This window comes from Priestia sp. SIMBA_032 (assembly GCF_046535215.1).
GTDB classification, from domain to species: Bacteria; Bacillota; Bacilli; order Bacillales; family Bacillaceae_H; genus Priestia; species Priestia aryabhattai.
This window is the reverse complement of the sequence record NZ_JAWRXD010000001.1, coordinates 333442-358452: the sequence shown is the minus strand read 5'-3', so window position 1 is coordinate 358452 and position 25011 is coordinate 333442. Positions and strand designations below refer to the sequence as shown.

General features: G+C 36.8%; 25 protein-coding genes. 18 read left to right on the top strand and 7 right to left on the bottom strand.

Features of this window, described 5'->3' with window-relative positions; all coding sequences use genetic code 11:
• Window positions 1–2: 2 nt before the first annotated feature.
• The 4 genes from SB717_RS01775 (at window position 3) to SB717_RS01760 (ending at window position 5150) form a co-directional block, all read left to right on the top strand.
• A complete protein-coding gene (locus SB717_RS01775) occupies window positions 3–764 on the top strand; it encodes a serine hydrolase (protein WP_410903094.1) in 762 nt (253 codons plus the stop codon).
• Window positions 765–1106: 342 nt separating this feature from the next.
• Complete coding sequence (locus SB717_RS01770; protein WP_013056190.1) at window positions 1107–1658, top strand: hypothetical protein; 552 nt, start codon at window positions 1107–1109, stop codon at window positions 1656–1658.
• Between the two features lie 109 nt (window positions 1659–1767).
• On the top strand, window positions 1768–2295 hold the full coding sequence (locus SB717_RS01765) for a GNAT family N-acetyltransferase (protein ID WP_098621437.1): 528 nt from the start codon (window positions 1768–1770) through the stop codon (window positions 2293–2295).
• An 86-nt stretch (window positions 2296–2381) separates the two neighbouring features.
• Window positions 2382–5150 carry a bifunctional diguanylate cyclase/phosphodiesterase gene (locus tag SB717_RS01760; protein ID WP_410903093.1) on the top strand — a complete coding sequence of 923 codons (2769 nt, stop codon included), beginning with the start codon at window positions 2382–2384 and terminating at the stop codon, window positions 5148–5150.
• 38 nt (window positions 5151–5188) lie between these two features.
• Here the strand turns inward: SB717_RS01760 and SB717_RS01755 are convergent, their stop codons facing one another.
• Together SB717_RS01755 and SB717_RS01750 are read right to left on the bottom strand one after the other, a co-directional pair.
• Entirely contained in the window at window positions 5189–6025 is an 837-nt protein-coding gene (locus SB717_RS01755) for a TIGR03943 family putative permease subunit (RefSeq protein WP_410903092.1), read from the bottom strand.
• Between the two features lie 16 nt (window positions 6026–6041).
• Window positions 6042–6911, bottom strand: a complete 870-nt coding sequence (locus tag SB717_RS01750) for a permease (protein ID WP_410903091.1) — start codon at window positions 6909–6911, stop codon at window positions 6042–6044.
• 261 nt (window positions 6912–7172) lie between these two features.
• Here SB717_RS01750 and SB717_RS01745 point away from each other — a divergent pair, with 261 nt between their 5' ends.
• From SB717_RS01745 to SB717_RS01730, 4 genes are all read left to right on the top strand, one after another.
• Complete coding sequence (locus SB717_RS01745) at window positions 7173–8123, top strand: ABC transporter substrate-binding protein (protein ID WP_098621433.1); 951 nt, start codon at window positions 7173–7175, stop codon at window positions 8121–8123.
• Between the two features lie 90 nt (window positions 8124–8213).
• On the top strand, window positions 8214–9221 hold the full coding sequence (locus tag SB717_RS01740; protein ID WP_045294378.1) for a FecCD family ABC transporter permease: 1008 nt from the start codon (window positions 8214–8216) through the stop codon (window positions 9219–9221).
• Window positions 9218–10198 carry a FecCD family ABC transporter permease gene (locus SB717_RS01735; protein ID WP_045294379.1) on the top strand — a complete coding sequence of 327 codons (981 nt, stop codon included), beginning with the start codon at window positions 9218–9220 and terminating at the stop codon, window positions 10196–10198. The genes SB717_RS01740 and SB717_RS01735 overlap by 4 nt, the downstream gene beginning before the upstream one ends.
• A gap of 20 nt (window positions 10199–10218) precedes the next feature.
• On the top strand, window positions 10219–11004 hold the full coding sequence (locus tag SB717_RS01730) for an ABC transporter ATP-binding protein (protein WP_098621430.1): 786 nt from the start codon (window positions 10219–10221) through the stop codon (window positions 11002–11004).
• A gap of 27 nt (window positions 11005–11031) precedes the next feature.
• Here SB717_RS01730 and SB717_RS01725 read toward each other — a convergent pair whose 3' ends face one another.
• Both SB717_RS01725 and SB717_RS01720 read right to left on the bottom strand, forming a co-directional pair.
• A complete protein-coding gene (locus SB717_RS01725) occupies window positions 11032–11331 on the bottom strand; it encodes a transposase (protein WP_410903090.1) in 300 nt (99 codons plus the stop codon).
• A gap of 78 nt (window positions 11332–11409) precedes the next feature.
• Window positions 11410–11970: a TVP38/TMEM64 family protein gene (locus tag SB717_RS01720; RefSeq protein WP_410903089.1), complete on the bottom strand. Its 561-nt coding sequence runs from the start codon at window positions 11968–11970 to the stop codon at window positions 11410–11412.
• Window positions 11971–12462: 492 nt separating this feature from the next.
• Between SB717_RS01720 and SB717_RS01715 the strand changes: the two genes are divergently transcribed.
• Together SB717_RS01715 and SB717_RS01710 are read left to right on the top strand one after the other, a co-directional pair.
• Entirely contained in the window at window positions 12463–12780 is a 318-nt protein-coding gene (locus tag SB717_RS01715; protein ID WP_098621427.1) for a hypothetical protein, read from the top strand.
• Between the two features lie 342 nt (window positions 12781–13122).
• Complete coding sequence (locus SB717_RS01710; RefSeq protein ID WP_013056196.1) at window positions 13123–13647, top strand: cupin domain-containing protein; 525 nt, start codon at window positions 13123–13125, stop codon at window positions 13645–13647.
• 33 nt (window positions 13648–13680) lie between these two features.
• On the opposite strand, the gene SB717_RS01705 is transcribed toward SB717_RS01710, so the two are convergent.
• The 3 genes from SB717_RS01705 to desA all read right to left on the bottom strand — a co-directional run bounded on the left by SB717_RS01705 (window position 13681) and on the right by desA (window position 16578).
• Window positions 13681–14283, bottom strand: a complete 603-nt coding sequence (locus SB717_RS01705) for a response regulator (protein ID WP_410903088.1) — start codon at window positions 14281–14283, stop codon at window positions 13681–13683.
• Entirely contained in the window at window positions 14280–15422 is a 1143-nt protein-coding gene (locus tag SB717_RS01700; RefSeq protein WP_410903087.1) for a sensor histidine kinase, read from the bottom strand. Before SB717_RS01700 ends, SB717_RS01705 begins: the two co-directional genes overlap by 4 nt.
• 112 nt (window positions 15423–15534) lie before the next feature.
• Window positions 15535–16578 (bottom strand): Delta(5) desaturase DesA, encoded by a 1044-nt coding sequence (gene desA, locus SB717_RS01695; RefSeq protein ID WP_028414002.1) that lies wholly within the window; start codon window positions 16576–16578, stop codon window positions 15535–15537.
• Between the two features lie 222 nt (window positions 16579–16800).
• On the opposite strand from desA, the gene SB717_RS01690 reads away from it, so the two are divergent.
• The 8 genes from SB717_RS01690 to galU all read left to right on the top strand — a co-directional run bounded on the left by SB717_RS01690 (window position 16801) and on the right by galU (window position 24961).
• On the top strand, window positions 16801–17196 hold the full coding sequence (locus SB717_RS01690; RefSeq protein WP_410903086.1) for a ribosomal maturation YjgA family protein: 396 nt from the start codon (window positions 16801–16803) through the stop codon (window positions 17194–17196).
• Between the two features lie 157 nt (window positions 17197–17353).
• The gene (locus tag SB717_RS01685; protein ID WP_098621424.1) at window positions 17354–17905 is read left to right on the top strand and encodes a hypothetical protein; all 552 of its coding nucleotides are present in this window, start codon (window positions 17354–17356) and stop codon (window positions 17903–17905) included.
• 260 nt (window positions 17906–18165) lie between these two features.
• The gene (cls, locus tag SB717_RS01680) at window positions 18166–19668 is read left to right on the top strand and encodes a cardiolipin synthase (RefSeq protein WP_144645265.1); all 1503 of its coding nucleotides are present in this window, start codon (window positions 18166–18168) and stop codon (window positions 19666–19668) included.
• 35 nt (window positions 19669–19703) lie between these two features.
• Complete coding sequence (locus SB717_RS01675; protein WP_410903085.1) at window positions 19704–20558, top strand: DUF1206 domain-containing protein; 855 nt, start codon at window positions 19704–19706, stop codon at window positions 20556–20558.
• A 75-nt stretch (window positions 20559–20633) separates the two neighbouring features.
• The gene (locus SB717_RS01670; RefSeq protein ID WP_045294391.1) at window positions 20634–20855 is read left to right on the top strand and encodes a spore germination protein; all 222 of its coding nucleotides are present in this window, start codon (window positions 20634–20636) and stop codon (window positions 20853–20855) included.
• Window positions 20856–21072: 217 nt separating this feature from the next.
• Window positions 21073–22518, top strand: a complete 1446-nt coding sequence (locus SB717_RS01665; RefSeq protein WP_074678254.1) for a glycosyl hydrolase family 18 protein — start codon at window positions 21073–21075, stop codon at window positions 22516–22518.
• Between the two features lie 287 nt (window positions 22519–22805).
• Window positions 22806–24008 (top strand): macrolide family glycosyltransferase, encoded by a 1203-nt coding sequence (locus SB717_RS01660; RefSeq protein WP_098621421.1) that lies wholly within the window; start codon window positions 22806–22808, stop codon window positions 24006–24008.
• Between the two features lie 44 nt (window positions 24009–24052).
• Window positions 24053–24961 (top strand): UTP--glucose-1-phosphate uridylyltransferase GalU, encoded by a 909-nt coding sequence (gene galU / locus SB717_RS01655; protein ID WP_410903084.1) that lies wholly within the window; start codon window positions 24053–24055, stop codon window positions 24959–24961.
• Window positions 24962–25011 lie beyond the last annotated feature (50 nt).

Sequence of the window (25011 nt, the reverse complement as noted above, 5' to 3'; positions counted from 1 at the left end):
GGATGAAAATACAAGATACCATTACTAAATGGAAGCAGAGTAATAACGGGCTTATACGCATTCATATTGAAGGAAAAGAATCCATACGGATTAATTCTTTTATCCAACAACGAGCAGCAAGTACAATCAAGCTGCTGCTTGCAATAGAAGCGTTTCGTCAAATTGATGAAGGCATCTTGACTTTAACATCTGTCATTCAAAGAACGGAAAAAAACACGGTTGGCGGAGCAGGCGTACTTGGAGCTCTTCCGCGGTTAACACATATTAAAGTGGAAGAACTGCTTACCCTTATGATAATTGTTTCTGACAACACAGCTACAAATGAGCTCATTTCTTTAGTAGGATTTGAAAAAATTAACGAATGTGCTAGAAATATGGGATTAAAGAAAACGGTTTTAAACCGCTATATGATGGACGAGACCGCTGTTAAACAAGGGCTTGATAATTATACGTGCGCCTCTGATGTAGTAGAATGTCTAAGGGAAATATATGAAGGAAACCTTTTGAAAAAATCTAGCCGCGAAAAAATAATGAGAATGCTAGAAATGCAGCAGTTTCAGCATAAGCTTCCAGCACGTATAGGATCAGTGTTTCAAGCTGCGAATAAGACTGGAGAACTACAGGGGGCAGAACATGATAGTGCCATTCTCATGCGAGGTAACGAAACGTATTATGCCGTTGTTTTGATAGATGGACTAAGTGAGAATGAACAGGGAAGGAGATTGATTGCTGATATTGGATACCTTCTTTCATCTAACATCTAAAAATCTTTTGACCATCTACTTCAATAAGCCGGATTGGTTTGGTCTCTTTTTATTTAATGCCTTCTATCAAAGAGAAACTCACATTTACTAATAATAAATGCTTGTCTTCTTAAATTTTGGTGAGACTATTGTTTGCTGTGCTGGATTTGTGCTAGTAATAAATAAACATGTTCTGTTTCATAAAATTTTATGAAAAAATAATGATAAATCATTCATCCTATACCAACTTATTCATATTTTTTATATAATAGAATAATAGTATATATTTTAAACGAATAGTGAATGTCTATGCCGATCAGCAAGGAGCATGAAATTATTCGATTCATAAATGGTGGTGTATGTATGGCAAACGAACATGTAATGATAGATATTATAAAAGCATTTAAACGCAACTCAACTGAATCCATTGCCATGGATTTAATTAAGGAAGTGAGAGGGACATTTAGTCCATTACCTAAATATATAGCGGACTTAATTGATGAGCTGAGAAAATTAAATTTAAAAGACGAAGTGATCAGTGTAATCTTGTATCAATCTGTATATGTGGCAGATCATCAATTTAATATTAAAGATACCATTACCAATCGTCAGTTTGTAAAAGATACGATTGAAATGGGCAGAAGATGGGTGCATCAGTACGGCCGAATTGAAACGGTAGAAGAAGCAATTCATATTGCAGAGCAAGTATCTACAAAAGAGGACTTGCCCCATCATTTGCAAACAGCAACAATTGACGAAAAAATTACGCTTGAGGTGCAGCTTGATCATCAAACGTATGAAATGTTAAAAAATATAGCGGTTTATTATGATCATCATTCCTATGAACAGTCAATGACTGTAGCAATTAATCGTTTATATACCCAGTTGCGCGATGCACAATCAAAAAATAGTTAAATGTCAAATCTCACATGTTCCGTGCACCATGTGAGATTTTTTAAGAGGTGAAAGAGGCGCAGATGAAAATGTCTTGCTCCATCATTCATCAAAAGGAGGGAGAACATTGATGAGGGTATATTTATCTCCTCTTCAAAAAAAAGATGCTTCTAAAGTTTTTGCATATTGGTCGGATGAAGAGGTTACTAGATATATGAATATTGAGCCCTTTACGACGCTTTATCAGGCGGAAAGCATGATTGCGCTTCTACAAAGTTTGATGAAAGAAGGGAAAGCAACACGCTATGCTATTCGATTAAAGACTTCCGATGAGATTATTGGAACCTGCGGTCTAAACCGTATTGACTATGGTAAAAAGCAAGCAGAAATAGGGTATGATTTAGGCAGACCTTTTTGGAAAAAAGGCCTCATGACAGAAGCGCTCTGCCTTTTACTAGAAAAAGCTTTTGAAGAGTTTCATATACGGGAGATTGAAGCAAAAGTTGATCCTAATAATAAAGATTCAATTACTCTTTTAAAAAAATTCTCGTTTCAACTAGAAGAGGCGTATGAGTCAGATGATTGTACGTGTTTATACACCGTCAACAAGGAAAAAGTGAGTGCCATATTGTCAGGACGTTCAAAAGACAAGAAGTAAATCAAACAGAAGTTCTTTTGAAATAGTAAATATTTTTAGGCCTTAACCGATAACAAAGAAAAGAACGAATTGAAGGAAGGTCATGAATGAATCATCATACACATTTACTAGAAGGGACGTACAATGAGTTACTCGTTACACTCTCTTTCCTTATCGCTATTACTGCGGCGTACGCTTCTTTTGGGTTAGCTAATCGTGTGAAAATTTCCCGGGCAAAATTTATTCAGTTTTGGTTAATCAGCGGGGCATTTACATTGGGAGTAGGCATTTGGTCAATGCATTTTATCGCGATGCTTGCTTTTCACTTGCCCGTAGATGTTTCATACAATTTATGGTTTGTTCTTCTCTCAATATTAGGAGCGATAACAGGATGTTATATAGGCCTTTACCTCATTCACAAACAAAAGAAAAGCATGAAGGCACTCACCATTGCGGGGAGCTTTATGGGAGCTGGAATTGTTTTTATGCACTACTTGGGCATGATGGCAATGGAGCCAATTATGATTTCATATGATCCATTTATCGTTTTTCTCTCTATTCTTATTGCTGTTGCTGCTTCTAATACAGCTTTATGGCTTGGTTTTTACTCAAAGCTAAATGAAGGGAAGCTTACCGTTTTTGCTAAGCTTATTTGTTCTACTATCATGGGTATTGCTATTGCTGGTATGCACTATACGGGCATGCAGGCAGCTTCTTTTTCAGGAATGTCAATGTCTGAACAATCAAACGGTTTTGCTTTAAATCCAATATACTTATCCGCCGTTATTATTTTTTTTATTGCCTGCCTATTTACGGCTGTGTTTTTAACCATTTTTATGGATCGCCGCGTACAAAAACAAGAAGTGTTAAAATGGGCTTTTTTTGAATCGGCCCTGGATGCTATTTTGGTGATTGATGAAAAAAGACATGTTTTATCGCTCAATTATGCGGCAGAAACGCTTTTCTCTCTTAAAGCATCAGATGTAATCGGGAGTGATGTTGTTAAGCTGTTGCCATTCTATAAATTTTCTTCTCTACAAGACGGACGAACTGAGCACTCCCTTTTGATAAGTAATAGAGAAGTTACGGTTGAGATAACGGTGATGGCGGTAGCGATTGAAGAGACGGTTGAGTATATGCTGTATATCCGCAATATGACGCAAGAGCGTGAAGCGGAAAAAACGTTGATTGAAGCAAAAAATCGCTATGAAAACTTGTTTTACTCCTCTCCATTGGCAATTATGGTCCATCGAGAAAAAGAGATCGTGTCCGTTAATGATGCTATGATTCAGCTTTTAGGAGTAAGTGAAGACCAGCTCGTTGGTAAATCGTTATATGATTTCTTTTCATCTGAACAAATTCCTGATATTAAAAAAGGATTGAAGGCAGTAAAAGATAGAAAAGATGAGCCAAGACCTCCATTAGCTCAGTTGAAAATGTTTAATGCGTTAGGTAAGGAACTCTTTTTAGAAGTAAAATCTACGCTCATTCAAATTAATGGAGAGACGCTTTTTCAGACAGTAACTAGAGATGTAACGGAGCAGAAAACAGCTCAAGAATCGCTTCAATATATGGCTTTTCACGATATGCTAACAGATTTACCAAATAGAAGTATGTTTTCAAACATTGTAGAGAAATCCATTGATTCAGCAGCTGCTTCAGGAAAAAAGCTTCATTTCTTATTTTTAGACCTCGATCGTTTCAAACAGGTAAATGACACGCTTGGTCATCATGCTGGAGATCAGCTTATGCTTCAGGTTGTCGATCGAATGAAGAGCTGCCTAAGAAACCAAGATGTGCTTTCGCGTTTTGGAGGAGATGAGTTTTTAGTTTTACTGCATGATAGGGCAAATGAAGAAGTGAAAAAAATCTGTCAATCATTAAATGACTGCTTATCCACTCCTTTTGTAGTGCTATCGAGAGATGTTTATTTAGGGGTAAGCATCGGAGTTAGTTTGTTTCCTAAAGATGGAAGTTCGCTTGAAGTGCTAGTTCGCCATGCTGATTTAGCGATGTACGAAGTCAAAAAACAAGGGCGTAATCATTATCTGTTTTATCAAAAACAAATGCAGGTTCATACTACGCGACGAATGAGAATTGAAGATGGTTTACGCAAGGCTTTTGAGCTGGGCGAAATGGAGCTTCACTATCAGCCCAAAGTCAATATTCAAAGTGGCCATATTGTTGGAGTGGAGGCTTTGATCCGGTGGACTCATGCCGAGATGGGCGTCATTTCTCCTGCAGAATTTATTCCGATTGCTGAAGAAACAGGCGTTATTGTTACACTGACGAAATGGGTATTAAAAAAAGCGTGCCATCAAAATAAGTATTGGCAGCTTCAAGGACTACCTCCCTTAAAAATGAGTGTGAACATATCAAGCGTGGATTTTGGTACAACGGATTTTGTTGATTATGTGTTAGATGTCTTGCGTGAAGTAGAGTTAGAACCACGATATTTGGAACTTGAAATTACGGAAAGTGTAACGATGAAGCATGTTGAGCAAACAATCGAAAAGCTACAAATTTTAAAAGATGCAGGAGTATTTATTTCGATTGATGATTTTGGCTCAGGATATTCCTCATTCAGCTATATTCAGAAGCTGCCTATTCATACGCTGAAAATTGACCGGTCTTTTATTAAAGATTTAGATCCTAATACAACGGAAGTATCGATTGTCAGAGCCATTATCACACTAGCCAAAAGTTTGCAGCTGTCCGTCGTAGCAGAAGGTGTAGAAGAAGTTGAACAAGTAGAACTTCTTCATAAAGAAAAATGTGATGAAGTGCAGGGATACTATTTCTCCAAACCGATTTCAGCGGAAGAATTTTATGAGGAATTTCACAAAATCGAAGAAAAAATGGAATTTGTTCATTAATGTAAAAAGCCGTTCTTATTTAAAAGAACGGCTTTTAATTATTGGTTATTTCGATATACATAAGGATCCTTTGGAGTCTGCTCACGCTTCATTTTTGTTACTTTCAAAACAGGAATGGTTTTTTTGAACGGCTGATAGTACATTGTACTAACTTCGCCTGTAACAGTTGCCCAGTCATCATTTTTAAAAGCAGCGTCATCTGGAAACTCAATGAGCATTCCAAATACCCCTGAATCTGCAATACAATGAATAATACCAAAACGAAAAAGAAAATACTGATTCTTTTTTAGCTCCTTTGTTTGATACATAAATCCTTTAAAAGAAATGGTTTTGCCACTGAATTCACCAGGATATCGGTAAATAGTTTCCATTGCATTTAAAAATTCCTCATCTTCTAAGTTGATATTATCTTCTTTAGAAAATTTTTTAAGGTCACGATGAATCATTTGGTCATAGGCTTCTTCGCCGTAAAAAGAACTTGTGTCCGGCTGTAAAAATTGATGAGAAGAATAAGGATCTTTTTTATCATAAATTGGAAAATGAAATCCTTTAGCTTCAACAATGTTAGAATCCAGGGTTGCGACAGGTAAAAATAAGACAGTGAGTACAGGTAAAATATAAATTGGGTACCATGCTCCTCGTTTCCATTTGCTTTCTTGATGGTTATGGGCACATCCACAGCTACAATCATCATCATGTTTTTTAGGACCTATCATGTAAAAGATTAATTCTGCGATAGTTAAAAACCAAAGTACAAAGATAGTACAAAATGAAATCCAAGAATATTTCATATTAATATATTTTGAGATATCCCCAGTTGCATGAAGGTGCATGAAGATGAACGTAAACCCTATTAAAATTAAAATACGAATCATGCTAAATCCCTCCTTATTAATGAACAATTAAAATCGAAACAATAAGTACTAAAATAAAAACATAAGCTAAAAGTGTAAAGACAAATTTAGTCTTAAACTGGCTTAGCATCATCAGCGTATTCTTAATGTCAAACATTGGACCAAATACCAAGAATGAAACAATAGCACTGTCTGTAAACGTACTGCGAAACGAGGAAGCGATAAACGCATCTGCAGAAGAACAAAGCGATAATACGTATGCAAGTCCCATCATTACCGCGTTTGATGAAACATCGCCTTGTCCTAATGAAAATAGGGTAGATGTCTTAACAAACGTCTGCATCCCGGCTGCAATTAATCCTCCGATAATCAGAAATTTCCCAACAGAAAAAAACTCATCAATCGTATGACGGGTAGCTTCTGAAAGCTTCGCACTCATTTTTTTGGGGGAAGTACGCAGATGAACCTCACGTTTCGTCTGAGGTGTTTTAAACTGAAAACTTAAAATGAGACCTACAAGTAAGGAAACAATAAAAGCTACTCCTGCACGATACAATACTATCTTCCAATCATTCCCGAAGGCTACAAAGGTAGAAAATAAAACAACTGGATTAATAATAGGACCTGTTAGCATAAAAGGAATAGCAGCGTAAAGAGGAACTCCTTTTGCCATTAAACGTCTAGTAATAGGAACGATTCCACATTCGCAGGCTGGAAAAAGAGCTCCAATCAAACTAGCTAATAGGACAGCGCCTATTTTATTTTTAGGAATAACTCGAGCCATCATTTCATCAGTTACAAAAATTTGAATAATTCCTGAAATGATTACGCCTAGTAATACAAAAGGAAGGGCTTCGATGAGAATACTAATAAATATAGTATTCATTTGTAATAGAGACGAATTCACTATCTTCACTCCAAATTAAGATTATTTAAAAGTGCATTAGTGCAATAAAGTTGAATGTGGTCAACTTATAGATAGTGTATCGTAAAAAAGGAAGGGAATAAAGCTTTTTCAAGAAAGGGATTAAAAGGATTTTTCTGTTATTTATTCAAAAAATGTCCCATATTACGAGAAAACTATTGACGCAACTTTAATTAACAGATAACATTGATGATAATGATTATCAGCGTCAAAAAGAGTATATACATAGGAGGAAGCGTTAAAATGAAGCAAGTTAAAAAGTTTAGACTTGCCAGTATAGCTGCTATTGTTTCTATTTTATTTGTTCTAGCAGGATGCGGGTCAACTCAAAATTCATCAAAAGAAAATTCAGATAATAGTCAAAAGGTATCTGTTCAGCATGAGCTTGGGAAAACAAAAGTTCCTAAAAATCCAAAAAAAGTCGTTGTCCTTGAACTATCTTTTGTAGATGCTTTGCAAGGTTTAGGAATGAAGCCAGTAGGAATTGCAGACGACAACAAAAAAGATATGATTGAAAAACTCGTAGGTGGGAAAATCAATTATACTTCAGTAGGAACACGTCAACAGCCAAATTTAGAAGTAATTAGTTCCCTGCAGCCGGACTTAATTATTGCCGATGTGCAGCGCCATAAAGCAATTTATAAAGAATTAAACAAAATTGCACCTACAATTGAATTGAAAAGCCGTGAATCTACATATGAAGAAAATATAGATTCATTTAAAACAATTGCGAAAGCAGTAGGAAAAGAAAAAAAAGCAGAACAGCGCTTAAATGAGCATGAAGAAACAATTTCAAAATTAAAAAATGAGTTAAAAGAAGAAAGTGGTCAGACAGTCTTACCAGCAGTTGTCAGAGATACTTCTTTCCAAGCGCATACGTCTTCTTCTTATGACGGAGAGTTCCTTGAAAAGCTAGGGTTGAAGAACGCTGTGAAAAACAAAGAAGCATATGCTGAGATGAATTTAGAACAGTTGTCAGACATTAATCCAGATATTTTAATCCTAGCAAATAACGAAGGTAAACTTGTAACGGATGAATGGAAAACAAATCCTCTTTGGAAAAATTTAAAAGCTGTTAAAAATGATAAAGTTTTTGTAGTAGACCGTGATTTATGGACAAGATTCCGAGGAGTGATTTCAGCTGAGGCAATTGGAAAAGATACGGTTAAGTTACTAAACAATAAGCAGCAGTAACATAACAGAGTCTGACAAAGAGGCGAGAATAGTTATTCTATTCTTGCTTCTATTTGTTTAGAAAAGAAAACTGTAGAAAGTGTGTTGGAAATGACAAATCTTGTCCAAAAGCAAAAAATGAATAAATATATTGTGCTGCTAGCTAGCGTTTGTTTGTTAATCATCGGAATGATTTTGCATGTGGCTGTCGGATCTTCTGCTGTCAGCTTTACAGAAGTAATTAAGGCAATTTTTGCGCCTGATGACTCTAAGCAGACAACAATCGTACAGACGCTTAGACTGCCAAGAGCTGTGCTGGCAGCTCTTATTGGAGCCAGCTTGGCAGCTGCTGGAGCATTGATGCAAGCCATTACACGAAATTCGCTTGCCTCACCCCAAGTGTTTGGGGTAAATGCTGGTGCTTCATTAGCGATTGTAATAGCTTTTATTTTATTTCCTGACCTTACCTCTCAATCAACTGTGTATATTGCCTTTTTAGGAGCAGCTTTAGGAGGAATGACTGTTTATTTGTTCGCATCGGGAGGAAAGACAACTCATGTGAAACTAGCACTTGCCGGAATGGCTGTGCATTTATTTTTATCGTCACTTACTCAAGGAGTAATTGTGCTAAATGAACAAGCTACGGACGTTTTGTATTGGCTTGTAGGTTCTATTAACGGGAAAGACTGGACTCATGTAAAAATTCTTTTACCTTGGTCGTTTCTAGGTCTTCTCCTAGCTTTTGGATCCTCTCGCTCTATATCGATTCTAGTACTAGGAGAAAATATGGCAACAGGGTTAGGAGAAAAGGTAAAATGGATTCGCTTTTTTGCAGGTATACTAGTCATTATGCTCGCCGGTGCATCTGTTGCTGTTGCGGGGCCAATTGGGTTTGTAGGTCTCATTGTACCTCATATAGCTAGAAAATTAGTAGGGGGAGACTACCAGCGAATTCTGCCATTTTCAGCACTACTAGGAGCCATTTTGCTTGTTTATGCTGATGTACTGTCTCGTTTCATTGCATATCCCTTTGAGTCACCAGTAGGGATTGTAACAGCTCTTATTGGAGCGCCTTTCTTTTTATACCTTGCTAGAAAAGGGAGGAATATTAAGCAATGAAAAGAAAGCACCCTTATCAAATGTTAAGTATCTTATTTTTATGTTTAATAATCACGATTGTAATTAGCTTAGGGGTAGGAGCCGTTTATATTTCCCCTGGAGAAATCTTTCAGCAAATAATTGGAAGTTCTCCAGGAAGTTCATTTATTTTAACGAATTATCGTATTCCACGCACTCTCATTGCTATTGTTGTAGGTGCGGCTTTAGCAGTAGCAGGAGCTATTTTACAAGGGATATTAAAAAATCCACTGGCTTCTCCCGATGTTATCGGTGTAACAAAAGGAGCGGGGCTATTCGCCGTTTTCATCTTAATTGTATGTCCAACTGCTTCTATGCTTCTGCTGCCGCTTTCAGCTTTTTTAGGAGCAGCAGCCATAGCCGTTATACTTATGGTGTTTTCCTACTCTCAAGGAGCTAAACCTCATACGCTGGCTTTAGTTGGCGTAGCGTTAGGAGCTATTTGCCAGGCTGGAATTCAGTATTTTATGATTAAGTTTCCAGATGACGTGAATACAACTCTTCTTTGGCTCACAGGAAGTTTATGGGGAAGAGGCTGGAGTGAGCTTTGGATGTTAATTCCTTGTGTTGCACTCGTGCCTTTTATTATTATATTTGCATCTAAGCTCGACATTTTAAACTTAGGAGATGAGATTGCAGTTGGCTTAGGAGAGCGAACGAAATACGTTCGTTATACACTATTGAGTATGGCTGTGATATTGACAGGGTTATCTGTAGCAGTGGTTGGGTCAATTGGTTTTATTGGTTTAATTGCTCCTCATATTGGCAGGAGGTTAGTAGGAAGCCGTTCGAAATTCTTGTTACCAGTTTCAGCAGCAGTAGGTGCTTTATTCCTGCTAATTGCTGATAGTTTAGGAAGAGGGGTTATGCCGCCCGTTGAGATTCCGGCTGGAATCGTAACAGCTGTTATTGGCGCCCCTTATTTTCTATATTTACTGCGCCGTGAGCAGAAAAAATAGAGGAAAGGAGGAACACAGTAATGACAAAATTAACTGCTGAAAAACTTTCACTATCATATGATTCAACTTCTGTTATTCGTAATATTGACCTTCACATTCCAGAAGGAAAGGTAAGCATAATCATTGGATCAAATGGCTGTGGAAAATCAACAATCCTTCGTTCATTGGCCCGTTTATTAAAGCCTGCAGAAGGAAGTATATATTTAAATGGAAAAGATATTCATCGTCATTCATCAAAAGAAGTAGCAAAAAAACTAGCTATTTTGCCTCAAGCTCCTGAAGCTCCTGAAGATTTAACAGTAAAAGAGCTGTGCTATTACGGTCGTCACCCTCATAAGGGCTTATTTGCTCGCTATTCTGCTGAAGATCATCAAGTTGTAGAGGAGGCTTTACAGGCAACCAAACTGTCTAATTTAAGTCATCGTACACTGGATGCTCTCTCTGGAGGACAGCGTCAGAGAGCATGGATTGCAATGGCATTGGCACAGGGTACGGAGCTTCTGCTTTTGGATGAGCCTACCACATATTTAGATTTAGCTCATCAGATTGAAGTGCTTGAACTTCTTCGTTCCTTAAACCAAAAGAGAAATTGTACAATTGTGATGGTCTTACACGATTTAAACCAAGCAGCTCGCTATGCAGACCATTTAATCAGTATTTCAAACGGTCAGATTTACAAAGAAGGTTCTTCTGCTCAAGTATTTACAGAAGAAATGATAAGAGATGTGTTTAATTTATCCTCAACTATTATTCAAAATCCGGTTGATGGTTCACCTTTATGCATACCAACTGGAATTATAAAATAAACTGCGTTTTAAAACAGCGTACTATTTTTACATAGTACGCTGTTTTACATTTAAGGTCAGAGTTAACAGTTTATACAATACATAGATTCCAAGGTATGCACCGGTTAATAAAAAAGCTGAATTTAAAAAGATTGCATGAATGCTTGTCATAAAAACAGTATGGTTTTTTAAGATACGGTAGATAGAAGCAGCAGCTATATTTCCAAATACTAGCGCCGAAAGAAGGGCTAGCGTATTAAAAACTAGCTCTGCTCCTTTCCATTTGAGTGAGAAAAAAAGCATGATAACAGGAACAATAATACTTCCAGAAACAAACAGGAAAATCAATAGACCATCTCCAGTACGTTATCTTATTACAGTTACATAAGATAAAGTTTTTACTTATTTTTAGATAGTCTTCCCTTTTTATGGTCTGTTAAGCTTTTTTTTCCATTTTTTACTTATATAAAAAAGTGAAATAATGGATAAAACCACTAAGATGATTTTGCCTTGCATAGATCCTTGTGAAATATGATAAATCGAATAAACTTCAATAAAAAGCGCTGGAATTTTTCCAAGTGCGCTAGCAGAAATGAATACCGCAAAGGAGCCTTGTCCTACAGCGCTGAAGAATGTAATGAGGCCTGATGGAACAAAGGGAAGCAATCGCAAAGAAAGAATAAATATAAAACTCTCTTTCCCTTGTACGCGCAGCGGCTTTAGCCACTTGGAGTGAGAAGGTGTTTTTGTATGAACAAGTGTACGGAAACCTTTTCGGTACAGCCAAAAAGAGAGAGCTACACCTAAAACTTCTCCAATAAAAGAAAGCAAAAATCCGTTCCAAAAACCAAATAATTTTACATTTACAAACGTAAGGGGGGCGCTAGGAAATACGCCCGTAATGCTAATAAGGATGTTCAAGAGAACATTAATAAGCTCTGCTGCTTCTAAGTGTTCAAGCAGAAATGTTTGAAGGTAGTCAGCCATGTTATACTCCCGTTTATGTTTTATATGTAGGGCTAATGTAAGCTCATTTTCTACTATTATATAATTTTTGGCATGAAATAAGCAGTATGCAGTTTATAAAAAACGAAACAGGGTAACTACTTACTAATGAAAGATGATTTACTGATTTGAAGGGATGGACAACTCATGTTGAAATTTTTGCTTGTTATTGTGGTTGTATTATTAATTATTATGATTTTTAAACGCATTATCCGAAAATAAAAAAGCTAACTAAGCAGCTCGTGAGACCTTTCTCACGAGCTCTTTTGCGGAGCTATTCAGCAGCTCAACAATATACTTTTTACTGTGATGAATATCACTGCAGCTAGGGGAATGAAGAGGTATGATAGAAATGGGAGGGAGGTATATGGAGCTATTATTCTATCTCAGCACTTATTTATCAGGGGGAGCTATCGCATTATGGCTAATTAATGCAGCGTTTAATGGATTATTAAAATAACAGAGGGAGAGAAAATGAACGATTCTAAAGGTATATTTAACAATAAAGAAAGAAAGCTTGCTCGTTATTTGGAGACGTACACAACCGAGCAGATTTTAAACGAAGCAGGCATGTCTTCGTCTGCTGCGTTATATGAGTTGAAAAAAATAAGCTTACCGCGGGCAGTTGCTAATACGATTGTTTATTACGTACTGGCTACAAATAATCAAAAGCTGGTTATGTACAAACTGCTAATGTTAGCTGGCGTTTGTAAAAAGCTTGGCATTCAAGATGCACACGCAGCCCTCACTTTTATCAAAAAATATTACGTTTGTCATCAGCATTTACACTAAAAAGTACATCTTTCTGAGGGGGAAAAGAGATGAATATTGTCCCGTTTAAGCAGCGTTCATCTGTGGGGATTTATCAAGGTAGAGAAGAGCCGTTTCAGTGTTTCATTGAGGGGAATCGATTTCAGTTAGATTTGTATATGACATATTTATTTCATCGCTGCCATTCTACTAGCAGGTATAGATATAGCCGTGCTAACAGAAAGGGTAGGATGTAATGATAAGATACCAGTGGTAAGCGGCTTCATTTTTCCTCATGGAATAATGAAGCCGTTTGTTGTGTTAGAAAGAATGATTTACTATGATGTAGTTAATGATAAAAGAAAAAGGAAGGGAAGGAACGTAATGGATTTACATAAGTGGGAATATTGGATTTCAAAGCTTGAGCTGCAGCCTCATCCAGAAGGAGGGTTTTATAAACAAACCTATCGCTCCAATGATGAAATTTCTGATAAAGAAGTGTCATCGCAGTTTGATGATAAACGATTTCTATATACGAGTATTTACTTTTTACTAAGGTCTCAAGATGTATCGCATTTCCACCGACTGCAATCAGATGAATTATGGTACTATCATGGGGGAAGTCCTTTAACAATTCATATTATCTACCGCGATGGAACCTATCAAGAAGTAAAACTAGGTACAAACTTAGAAAATGGAGAAGTTCCTCAATTTTTAGTTCCAAGAGATACGATTTTTGGTTCCTCTGTGGCAAATGAGAATACGTTTTCTCTCGTTGGATGCATGGTCGCACCAGGTTTTGATTTCCGTGACTTTGAATTATTCACAAAACAGCAGCTGCTTGATGAATTCCCCGAGCATGTCGTGATCATCGACAAATTAGGGTACGATAAATTGCCAAATGATTAAAAAGCATGCATCGCGGTTTGATGCATGCTTTTTTCATTTAAACCAGCCTTTTTCCTTAAAGCGAGTAATGGCTTCAATGCGGTTCTTTACTTCGAGTTTGTCCAGAATGGTAGAAATATAGTTGCGCACTGTTCCAGTCTTAATAGATAGTTCATCAGCAATTTCTTTTGTGTTTTTTCCATCAGCTACTAGAGCTAATACTTCTTTCTCTCTTGCTGTAAGAGGACTGGTAGATTCACTATATAAGTCATCCACTAATTCTGGAGCATAGAGGCGCCTGCCTGCCATCACGCTTCGAATTGAATTTGCGAGTTCTTCACTTGGACTATCCTTTAGCAAGTATCCACTCACGCCTGCTTTCAAAGCTCTTTGAAAATAGCCGGAGCGAGCGAACGTTGTCAAAATGATGACTTTGCAGTTTAAATCTTTCAGTTCCTCTGCAGCTTCAAGTCCAGTTTTAAGAGGCATCTCGATATCCATTACGCATATATCTGGCTCATGCTGCTTAGCAAGTGATACCGCTTGTTCCCCATTGGAAGCTTTTCCGACAACTTCCATGTCATCTTCTAAATTTAACAAAGAGCCTAAAGCCCCTAACATCATTTGCTGATCTTCGGCAATGACAATTCGAATCATAATTGTTCCTCCTTAATATGTTTGACGATGTTTGGAACTGTAATATGAATAATCGTCCCCCCTTGACTGGAGATATCAAGATGGCCGTTTACAAACTCCAGCCGCTCTTTCATTCCTAAAAGACCGTTTCCTTCCCAGCAGGTTTTTTTCGTATTAATACCCACCCCATTGTCTTCTACCGTTATGCCTACTTCTTTTGCAGACTGATGTAAAGTAATCGTGCAAACGGTGGCTTGACTATGTTTGACCACATTGGTTACTGCTTCTTTTAAGCACATGCTAAGAATATTTTCAATTAGCAAAGACACATTCTCTAATGAAATGTCCTCTTCTCCTACAAACGTAATTTCGGCAGCTTCTAAAAGCTCTTGAACGCGTTTTAGTTCTTCACTAAGGCGGATTCCACGCATTTGAGAAACCATTTTTCTCACTTCATTAAGAGCCGTGCGCGCTGTTTGCTGGACATCTTTTAATTCTGATTTTGCTTTTTCAGGATCTTTTGCAATAAGTTTTCTTGCTAAATCACTTTTTAGACCGATAAGAGACAGCTTTTGTCCTAACGTATCGTGCAGGTCGCGAGCTATACGCTGGCGCTCTTCCTGTTTTACAAACTCAGAAATACGTTTATTTGCATCTTCCAGCTGTTCTTCCAGCCGGTCTCGCTTCTTCCGGTTATAAATGCTAAATGGCAGTACAATCACACTGATGGAAATTACAAAAATGAAAGGCAGCTGTTTTAAAAAGATCTCTTCTTGCATAACAACGTTAAAGTTTACCGAAATAACGGTGCTGATCAAATGAACAGCATACAAAGTGAAGAAAGCGAGCCGTTTTTGAATATTTCCAATAAAATAAGCGATAAAAAAAGCGAAGTAAAAGGCAAAGTAAATATAATTAAAAATGGTTGTTAGGGCTAAGGAAATGACGATTAATAAAGCCGTCCATACGTAAACGGACTTGTCTGTTGAAACAAATGCAAAACGATAGAAAATAAAAAATAAGATGGTGAGTAAAGAGCCAAGAATAATGTGATTCATGGATGAAGACTGTAAGATAAAATAAAATGGTAAAATGGCAAATACCGTCCATATGTAAGGAGATAGCCCAGTGATTTTTTGGAAAAACGTATATTTTTTCATAAAGAACCTCATTTGCTTGTTAAAATACACTATTAGTTTACCACAAAGTAGAATGAAATAAGTTTAGGCGGATAGATAAAACAGTCAAGCTTTTGAAAGCTTGACTGTTTTATTAAAGTTCTGCTTTTGTTTGAGATGAAATTCTGCTTGCTTTTGGTGCAGCTGAACGTTTTTTAATTTCTTTAAAGCTCACAAACATTTTGTTTTCTTCATCCCATAAACGGAATCGAAGAGAGCGAAGGCTTGTTGCGAGTGTAATGGTTGGTACATTTTGAAGAGGCTGTGTGTGTTGATGAACAGCTTCAAGCTTATAGTTGGGCACTCTTGGGCTTAAATGATGTACGTGGTGAAACCCGATATTGCCTGTTAGCCATTGCAATAGTTTTGGAAGCTTGTAAAATGAACTTCCTTCAACGGCTGCTTTTACATAATCCCAGTGCTCATCTTCTTCAAAATAAGAATCTTCAAATTGATGCTGTACATAAAACAGCCAAATTCCAATTGAACCTGAAATGAAGAAAATCGGTCCTTGAATTAATACAAACGCCTGCCAACCTACCAACCAGCAGGTCGCTGCTGCTAATGCAACAATCAATACATTTGTAAGATACGTGTTCATTCTCTCTTTTTTCTTCGCATTTTTTCGATTGAATCGGTTTGTAATCAAAAATACATATATAGGTCCCACACCGAACATAACGAACGGGTTGCGATAGATACGGTAAGCGATTTTTTTCCAAATAGAAGCTTCTTTATATTCTGTTACGGTTAACACCCAAATGTCACCCGTACCTCTTTTATCTAAGTTGCTGCTTGTTGCATGGTGAATTGCATGGCTATGTCCCCATTGACTGTAAGGAAACATCGTTAAGACACCGGTAATTGTTCCGAGAATTTTATTGTGTTGTCTACTCTTAAAGAAAGAGTAGTGACAACAGTCATGAAAAATAATGAATATTCTTACTAAAAACCCTGCTGCGATAACAGTTAGCGGAAATGCTAAAAAATAAGAAATTGAAAGGCTCTCATAAGCGAGAAACCATAGTGTGAAAAAAGGTAAAAAAGTATTAATCAATTGTCTTATGCTGTCTTTCATTACTGCTTTTTCAAAAGGTGCAACTTGTTTTCGTAAATTCTTTTGTTTTTGTATAGTCATATGAAATTCCTTTCATCACCGTATATTATCCTCAGTATAAAGGGATTTTTCTGACTATTTAAGACATACGTGTCATATAGAAACTATGACACTTGTCATATATACGTAGGGGGAAGCTGTAAAAAATGAAAAAAAGCGGTATTTAACAGTCTGCGGTTCTGATAAAATTATACAGTGAAGGCTTATTGTTACGGAGCATTTAAGGAGAAAAAGGAGTTTGAAATGAATAAAAGAAATAGATGGGTATATTTGCTTCTAGCTATTATTATCATAGGAGCAGGCCTTTTATCAAGAAAGCTTACTGCGTATCTTCCTCACATCGTAAATATATATGCGGGAGATTCGTTATGGGCCTTAATGATTTTTGTCAGCGCGGGTTTTTTGTTTCCTACATGGAGAACAAAAATAATTGGTATGTTTGCTATAGTGTTCTGTTACTTCATTGAATTTACACAGCTGTATCACGCTCCGTGGATTGATGACATAAGAAAGACTGCGTTAGGAGGGCTCATTCTGGGGTATGGCTTCTTATGGAGCGATATACTAGCCTATTCGATTGGAGTCGCGGCAGGAATGAGCTGGGAGTATTATAGATATCGATTTAAAAGATCCGCCTAGCAAATACGGTTCAATGAATGTTAGAACTCAGCTGAGGATGGAATAAGCCTTAGGGTTATGAAGCAGGATGTATATACATAAAAATAAACTTATGCATAAAATTTTTTATTTAAAACCTATTGTCTATTCGTTGAACGAGAGGAAGAGAGGGGATTATTTGAATTTAATAGCCTGGATGATTATTGCATGTGAAATCGCTTTTTGGATAGTCATCATTTTAGGATTAGCAACAAGGTATATGTTTAAGAAACAAAAGCTCAGTTTTTTTATTTTAGCTCTAACACCCGTTGTTGATTTTTTTCTTCTGATTGTGACGAGCGTAGACCTTTACGGAGGTGCTAAAGCGACTTATGCTCACGCTATTGCAGCCGTGTATATTGGAATTTCGATTGCTTTTGGAAAAAGTATGATTCAATGGGCAGACGAACGCTTTCAATATTATGTGATGAAAAGCGGTGAAAAACCTCGTAGGCGCTACGGAAAAGAATATGCAAAGCATTATTTTAAGTCATGGATACAGCATGTTGTTGCTTACGCTATTGGAGCAGCTCTTTTAGCGGCGATGATGTATATAGTACCAAACGAAAAAACCGGCGTATTACAAAATATAGTGGAATTGTGGACAGTTATTGTAGGAATTGATTTCTTATTATCTCTTTCTAATTTCATTTGGCCTAAAAAAGACAAAGAGTCCAGTTACACAAGATAACAAACAGGTTATGTGTGAAAAATTATTGAAAAACCTCCGTTATAGGGAGGTTTTTTGTTTTACCATCCAGGGTATAGGTATATAAATGATGCTTGTCTGAGGTAGTTCAGTTTAGTTGCTTAAGCGGCTAAACTGCTTTTTGTGCAAATATATGTACATTTTATGTGGCGTGCATGATAAGAATTCTGTGTATTCCATATACTACCTCATATGAAAGATAGACAAGTGATACAATACAGTTTGTTTTTAGGAGAGCTTTTATGAAAAAACGCCGGTTGGACTTTATTTTTTTATTTATTATTTTACTTTCAATCTATGCTTTCTTTTTTACCTCTATTGATGTTCATTGGAAGTATGCCTTAGTTGGATTATATGGGGTCATCATTTTCATTTGTATGTATTCACTTATGCTTGAAAATCGAACGCCTGAAAGTACGTTGGTTTGGATGTATGTCCTCTTTTTCTTCCCTGTTGCAGGTTTTTTCTTTTATTTGTATTCAGGACAGCTCTATTTAAAGGGGCATATGTTCAAAAAAAAGCGTATGCATAACCGAGAGATGCTTAGAAAGATGGCAGATAAAGAAACGACGCCTGATTTATCGACGCTTCAATCTCATCAGCGTTACTTTGCTCAGTATCTTCAATGTGTATCTTTGACGAAGATGAATGTTCATACAAAAACCTACGTCCTTAAGAACGGGCAAGAAACGTTTAATGAAATCAAAAAGCATTTGCAATCAGCAAAACAGTTTATTCATATGGAATACTATATGTTTCACTCAGATTCTCTAGGAAAAGAAATCATTGATATTTTAATAAAAAAAGCAAGCGAAGGTATAGAAGTGCGCTTTACATTCGATACAATGGGAAGTTTTACACTATCGGGTTCAGATATTAAACGAATGAAAAAAGCGAATATTAAAGTGCATCCTTTCTTACCTATTAAGTATGGATTTTTCAATCAAAAATTTAACTTTCGAAACCACCGTAAAATAGTCGTAATTGACGGGGAAGTAGGTTTTGTAGGGGGATTGAATGTTGGGGATGAGTATTTAGGAAAAAACAAAAAAATTGGTTTTTGGAGAGATACTCATCTGATGCTAAAAGGAGAATCCGTTCAAACCTTGCATTCGATCTTTATGTTCGATTGGGAATACGTTTCTGGAGAATGCTTAATTAACAATGAAGCGTATACAAAGCCTCATCCTGTTGAAGGAGAAGGCTTTGTGCAAGTGGTGGCGACAGGGCCGGATACGCAGGAAAATATGAGTGATTATTACTATACTATGATTACAAGCGCGACGAAATCAATCTGGATTTCAACTCCTTATTTCGTTCCAAATGAAGCCATAAGAACCGCCCTTCGTATTGCGGCTAGAAAAGGTGTAGAGGTACGGATTATGGTACCAGAAATTAATGATGGCTTTCTGACTCAATATGGAACGAGGTCATATTTTGCTGAACTTCTTCGATGTGGAATTGAAGTATATTCGTATAGAAAAGGGTTTTTGCATCAAAAAATTGTGATTATAGACGGAGATATGGCTTCGGTCGGTACTGCAAATATGGATATGAGAAGTTTTCATCTGAACTTTGAAGTTAATGCATTTTTAATTGAAGGAGAGACGATTCAAACGCTCATCAAAAATTACGAAGAAGATATTGAAGACAGTCATTTGATCAAACCAGTAGCATTTTACAAGCGAAGCTTAGTAGAACGTTCGAAAGAGTCATTTGCACGCTTATTTTCAGGTGTTTTATAAAATAAAGTTTGTTTTCAAAAAGCAGGAGGAAACGTATGGGTAAATCTCCATTTGTTAAAAAAGATACGTTTGGTCGAAAGTTACATCGCTTAAAAGAACGTACTAAGCCATTTGTCGTGCGTTTTTCACGGTTTGGTCATGTGGCTCAAGGTGTGGTCTATTTTATCATCGGTATATTAGCGATTCAAACAGCTTTCGGATTAAAAGGCGATTTAGTTACTTCTCAAGGAGCCCTACACACAATTGCAAAGCAGCCGTTTGGATTTTTAATTTTAATTGTTTTGGCAGTAGGTTTAAGTGGATATGCGTTTTGGCAAATCATTTCTGCTATTTTTGATCCTCACCACGTTGGGCATGGGGTAAAAGGCGTTTTCACTCGTTTGGGCTATTTAGTTGTAGCGACGTTTTATATTAGTCTTTGTGTGAGTTCGGTAAAAATTTTGCTTCATGCTCACGTTCATACGTCAGGTAAGCATTATCAAACGGTATCAGCCAAGTTGTTATCTTATCCCTTTGGGCAAACCATCATTGCGCTTACAGGTATCGGCGTTATTATCTTTGGGATTGGACAAGTATATTGGGCTCTTTCAGGACGCTTCCTAAAAAAACTAAAGAAAAACGAAATGTCAAAGGAAGAGTGGCGATGGAGCGGGCATGTTGGAAAAGCAGGTATTATTGCTCGAAGTATCGTCTTTGGCATTATTGGTTTCTTTCTTATTCGCACGGCTCTTCAAGCGGATCCAGACGAAACGAAAGGGTTAGATGGAGCCCTTGCTGAAGTAGCACAGCGTCCTTTTGGGTCTGTACTGCTGGCTATCGTATCAATCGGGCTTATGGCATACGGAGTATATATGTTTGCAGAATCAAGGTATAAACGAATTGATCCTTAATAAAATTAAAAAGCTACTTTTTGGCCTTCTGCTCATATCATATAGCAGATAGATAATGAACAGGAGGAGAGGCAGATGCCATCGGTAGTAGGAGCCGTAAATATCTCAAATGTATTGGTTTCATCTTCAGTGGAGTTTGGTGATTGTCTGGCTATTAAGCCAAAGAGTACAGCTTTTACAACAGTCGGTTCTGGCAGCGGGAACACAGGGAATTTTATGAATATTACAAGCAGTGCCAGTACCGCTAATACAATTGATATGGATATTAAGGATCAAAATGTAGTGGGAAATGCATAAGAAACGAAAGCTTATCGTCATCGGACGGTAAGCTTTTTTATTTGAATTTCACGTATACCCAGACGTTTCTTTACCACAATGTACCTCTAGGATTCTATCTTATAGGAGTAGTAAACTAGACAGGTGATGTCAAAAAGTGGGGAGACGAAATTATAAAATGAAGAAAATATGTATGAGCCTGATCGTTCTCTGTCTTTTCAGTGGAGGATTAGCCCCGATGAGTAAAGGAGCCGCTGCTTCTTCAGTGGGCACTGTCAAAGGTGACAACGTAAACGTATATCGTTCTCCTTCCTTACATTCTTCTGTTATGCAAACAGTGAAAAAAGGAGAAGAATTTCCTGTCATTTCATCTGAAGCTGGAGATGCAGCTCAAGTTACTACTCATACGGTAGTGCCGGGAAATACACTATGGCTACTAGCTAAGCAATACGGTGTAACAGTCAGTGATCTAATAAAACAAAATCAGCTAAAAAAGACGGAGCTGATTCCAGGGCAAACGCTGAAAATACCACCAAAAGGCTTGTTACATAAAGTAGTATCAGGAGATACGCTTTGGAAAGTCTCCGTAAAGTACGGTGTAAAAGCAAATGAATTAACAAAGTTAAATCAGCTATCCTCAACAAATATTAAGCCCGGACAAACGCTTATTATTCCTGATTACTATGTACAAGTACAGCTTTTGGAAGGGAAAAAGGGCTGGATCAAAAAATCTGATTTAGCGCAAAAGAAGCATCAGCCCGTAGTTATGGGTTGGAGCTTTAATGAGAAAACAGCAGGCTATACAGAATCGATGAAGCAAAAGAATTTAGACGTTGTTTCACCTCGTTGGTTTACGCTAACGTCGAATGACAAAGTTGTTTCATCTTCTATAAATGAATCATATGTTCAAACGGCTCATAAAAACGGCAAAAAAGTCTGGCCGCTTATTGGTAACAATTTTGATGATGTACTTACAAGTGATGTGCTAAGCAATAAAGCAAAGCGGAAAAAGCTTGTATCATCAATAGAAAGTTCGCTAGTAAAAACAAACAGCGATGGGATCAATGTTGACTTTGAAAACATTAATATCAAAAACAAACAGGATTTTGTTTTATTTATTAAAGAATTAAAAGCAGCGTTAAAACCTCATGGTATGACTATTTCAGTAGACGTAACAAGAGAAAATAATGATCCTTTTTGGTCGAGAAGCTTTGATAGAAAACAGATTGGTCAAGTGGCAGACTATGTCATTATGATGGGATATGAAGAACACTGGGGAGGAAGTCAGGTTCCAGGATCTGTTGCTTCACTGCCTTGGGTAAAAGAAGGCATACAACTTCTTATGAAAGATGTACCTGCACACAAAATCCTTCTGGGAGTTCCTTTTTATACGCGAGAATGGAAAACGGACCTATCGACCAAAAAAGTTGTCACAAAAGACTTAACGATGAAAGAAGCCGAAGCTGTTATCTCTTCTAAAAAGTTAGCTAAAAAATGGGATAGCCAAGCCTTACAGTACTATGTAGAATACACGGAAAATGGTACGAAGCATCAAATATGGCTCGAAGACAAAGCATCTATGCAGCGCCGGGTTAAATTAATTAATGACTATCATTTAGGTGGGGCGGCAGCTTGGTATATTGGTTCAGAAACCTCAGATATATGGGAGTTATACAACTTTTAAATAAAAAACACACCTCTTGCTTGATTTAGTGAGGTGTGTTTTTTATTTGCATCATAATGAAGCGCATACATCTATTTACAAACAAGATAAATTTTACAATATTTGTTTTTCTTGAGTTAATTTATAACCATATTCCAAAATGAGCCTATTTAACCTTTTTTTAGTTGAAAACGCTTAATGACTTTACGATAAAGATAATTTATAGTAAATTCAGTTTCTATACAATAAATTTACTAAATGAACAATTAAGTAATTTAATTATTAACAAAGTGAAAGGAATGGATGTTATGGGAAATGTATTAGTGATAGGCTTTCCAGGTGAAGGACATGTGAACCCTTCGTTAGGAATTGTAAAAGAATTGATGGCTCAAGGGGTGAAGGTTGTCTATTATGGCATTGAAGACTATGCTGAAAAAATTAAAAAATCAGGAGCGACATTTCGTGAATACGAAGATTTTCGTCCAAGTCTTGATATGAGTAACCGAATGACTAAAGAAGAGTCTTATGACCGCTATGAAATAATGAACTTATTTTTAAATGAATCTGAAAATATTATTACTAAAATTATGAGTGAAACGAAACATGAAACATATGATTATGTACTTTACGATTATCACCTTTTAGCAGGTTCCGCTGTGGCCGACCTTCTTCAGCTTCCAAAGGTTTCTCTTTGTACGACGTTTGCGTTAAATAAGGAGTTAGCAACTTGTATGATGCCAAGTGGTCAAACAGAACCTGACCAATCTTCCTTTTATCCTCAATTCGAAAAATCATTAAATAAGTTCAACAATCGATATAATACTGAGTTAAAAGATTCCATGGACATTATGTCAAATCCAGGGGATATTACGTTAGTATTTACGTCAGAATTCTTTCAGCCACACGTATCTGAATTTACGAATGAGTACAAGTTTATTGGTCCTTCAATTGTTAAACGACTAGATATTGAAGATCCTTCTTACTTACAAAATGAAAATGAAAAGCTTATTTTTGTTTCTATGGGAACTATTTTTAATCAGCAGCTAGAAATCTATAACTTATGTATAGAAGCATTAAAAGATTTTAAGGGTAAAGTTATTTTATCTATTGGTAAAAATACAAAACCTGAAGAATTAGCACACATTCCAGAAAACTTCATTGTGAAACAATACGTACCGCAGCTAGAAATTTTAAAACGTGCGGATTTATTTATTACTCACGGCGGAATGAACAGCAGTAGTGAAGGTTTATACTACGATACGCCGCTTGTCGTTATTCCAATGGCAGTGGATCAATTTATGGTTGGCGATCGCGTGCAGGAGTTAGGAGCAGGTGTAAAATTAGATAAAAATAATGTATCTGCTCAGCTAATCAAAAATACAGTTAACGACGTTTTAACTACTCCCACATATAAACAGCATGCACAACAAATTGGAGAATCACTTCGCTCAGCGGGAGGATACAAGCAAGGAGTGAAAGAAATTCTCAATGTGGTGCCTGTCAAAGCGTAGTAGATGTAAGGCAGCTAGATAACTAACAGAGAGGAGTAAATAATATGAAGACTATAAAAAAAGCAGTTATACCAGCAGCAGGGTTAGGTACTCGTTTTTTACCCGTTACAAAATCTATTCCAAAAGAAATGCTTCCAATTGTAAATAAGCCCGTAATTCAATTTATTGTAGAAGAAGCCTTAAAATCAGGAATCGAAGATATTTTAATTGTTACAGGAAACGGGAAGCAAGCAATTGAAAATCATTTTGATCACAATATTCAACTAGAACACTTGCTTGATCAAAAAGGAAAGACCGAACTATTAGAAGAAATGGAGCATATCTCTGAACTAGCGAATATTCATTACGTTCGTCAAAAAGAAATGAAGGGCCTTGGCCACGCGATTAACTGCGCTCGACAGTTTATTGGAAACGAACCGTTTGCAGTTTTATTGGGAGATGACTTAACAGATCCAGACCAGCCTTGTTTAAAACAGCTGATTGACCAGTATAACCAAACGGGATCGTCGGTTATCGGCGTACAGCGCGTAGAGGAAGAATCCGTTCACCGTTACGGGATTATAGATCCAAAAGTAAATAAAAACCGATTATACGAAGTGAAAGGTTTTGTAGAAAAACCATCAGTCGAAGAAGCTCCTTCTAATTTAGGGATTATTGGACGCTATGTCTTTACACCTGACATTTTTGATTATCTTGAAACGCAGGAAGTTGGAAAAGGCGGGGAAATTCAGCTAACGGATGCTATTCAGCGTATGAATATAGACCGTTCTATTTATGCTTACGAATTCGAAGGCGAACGTTATGATGCAGGGGAAAAATTAGATTTTATTTTTACGACCCTTGCTTTTGCGTTAAAAGATGAAGAATTAAAAGCACCTCTTTTAACTAAATTCAAAGAGCTGATCAACAAGGAAGAACAAAAAGAAAAAATTGCTGTACAAATTGGAAAATAATCTTCATTTACACACCTTTCTTCTGCAGTTTCTTGAAGAAAGGTGCATTT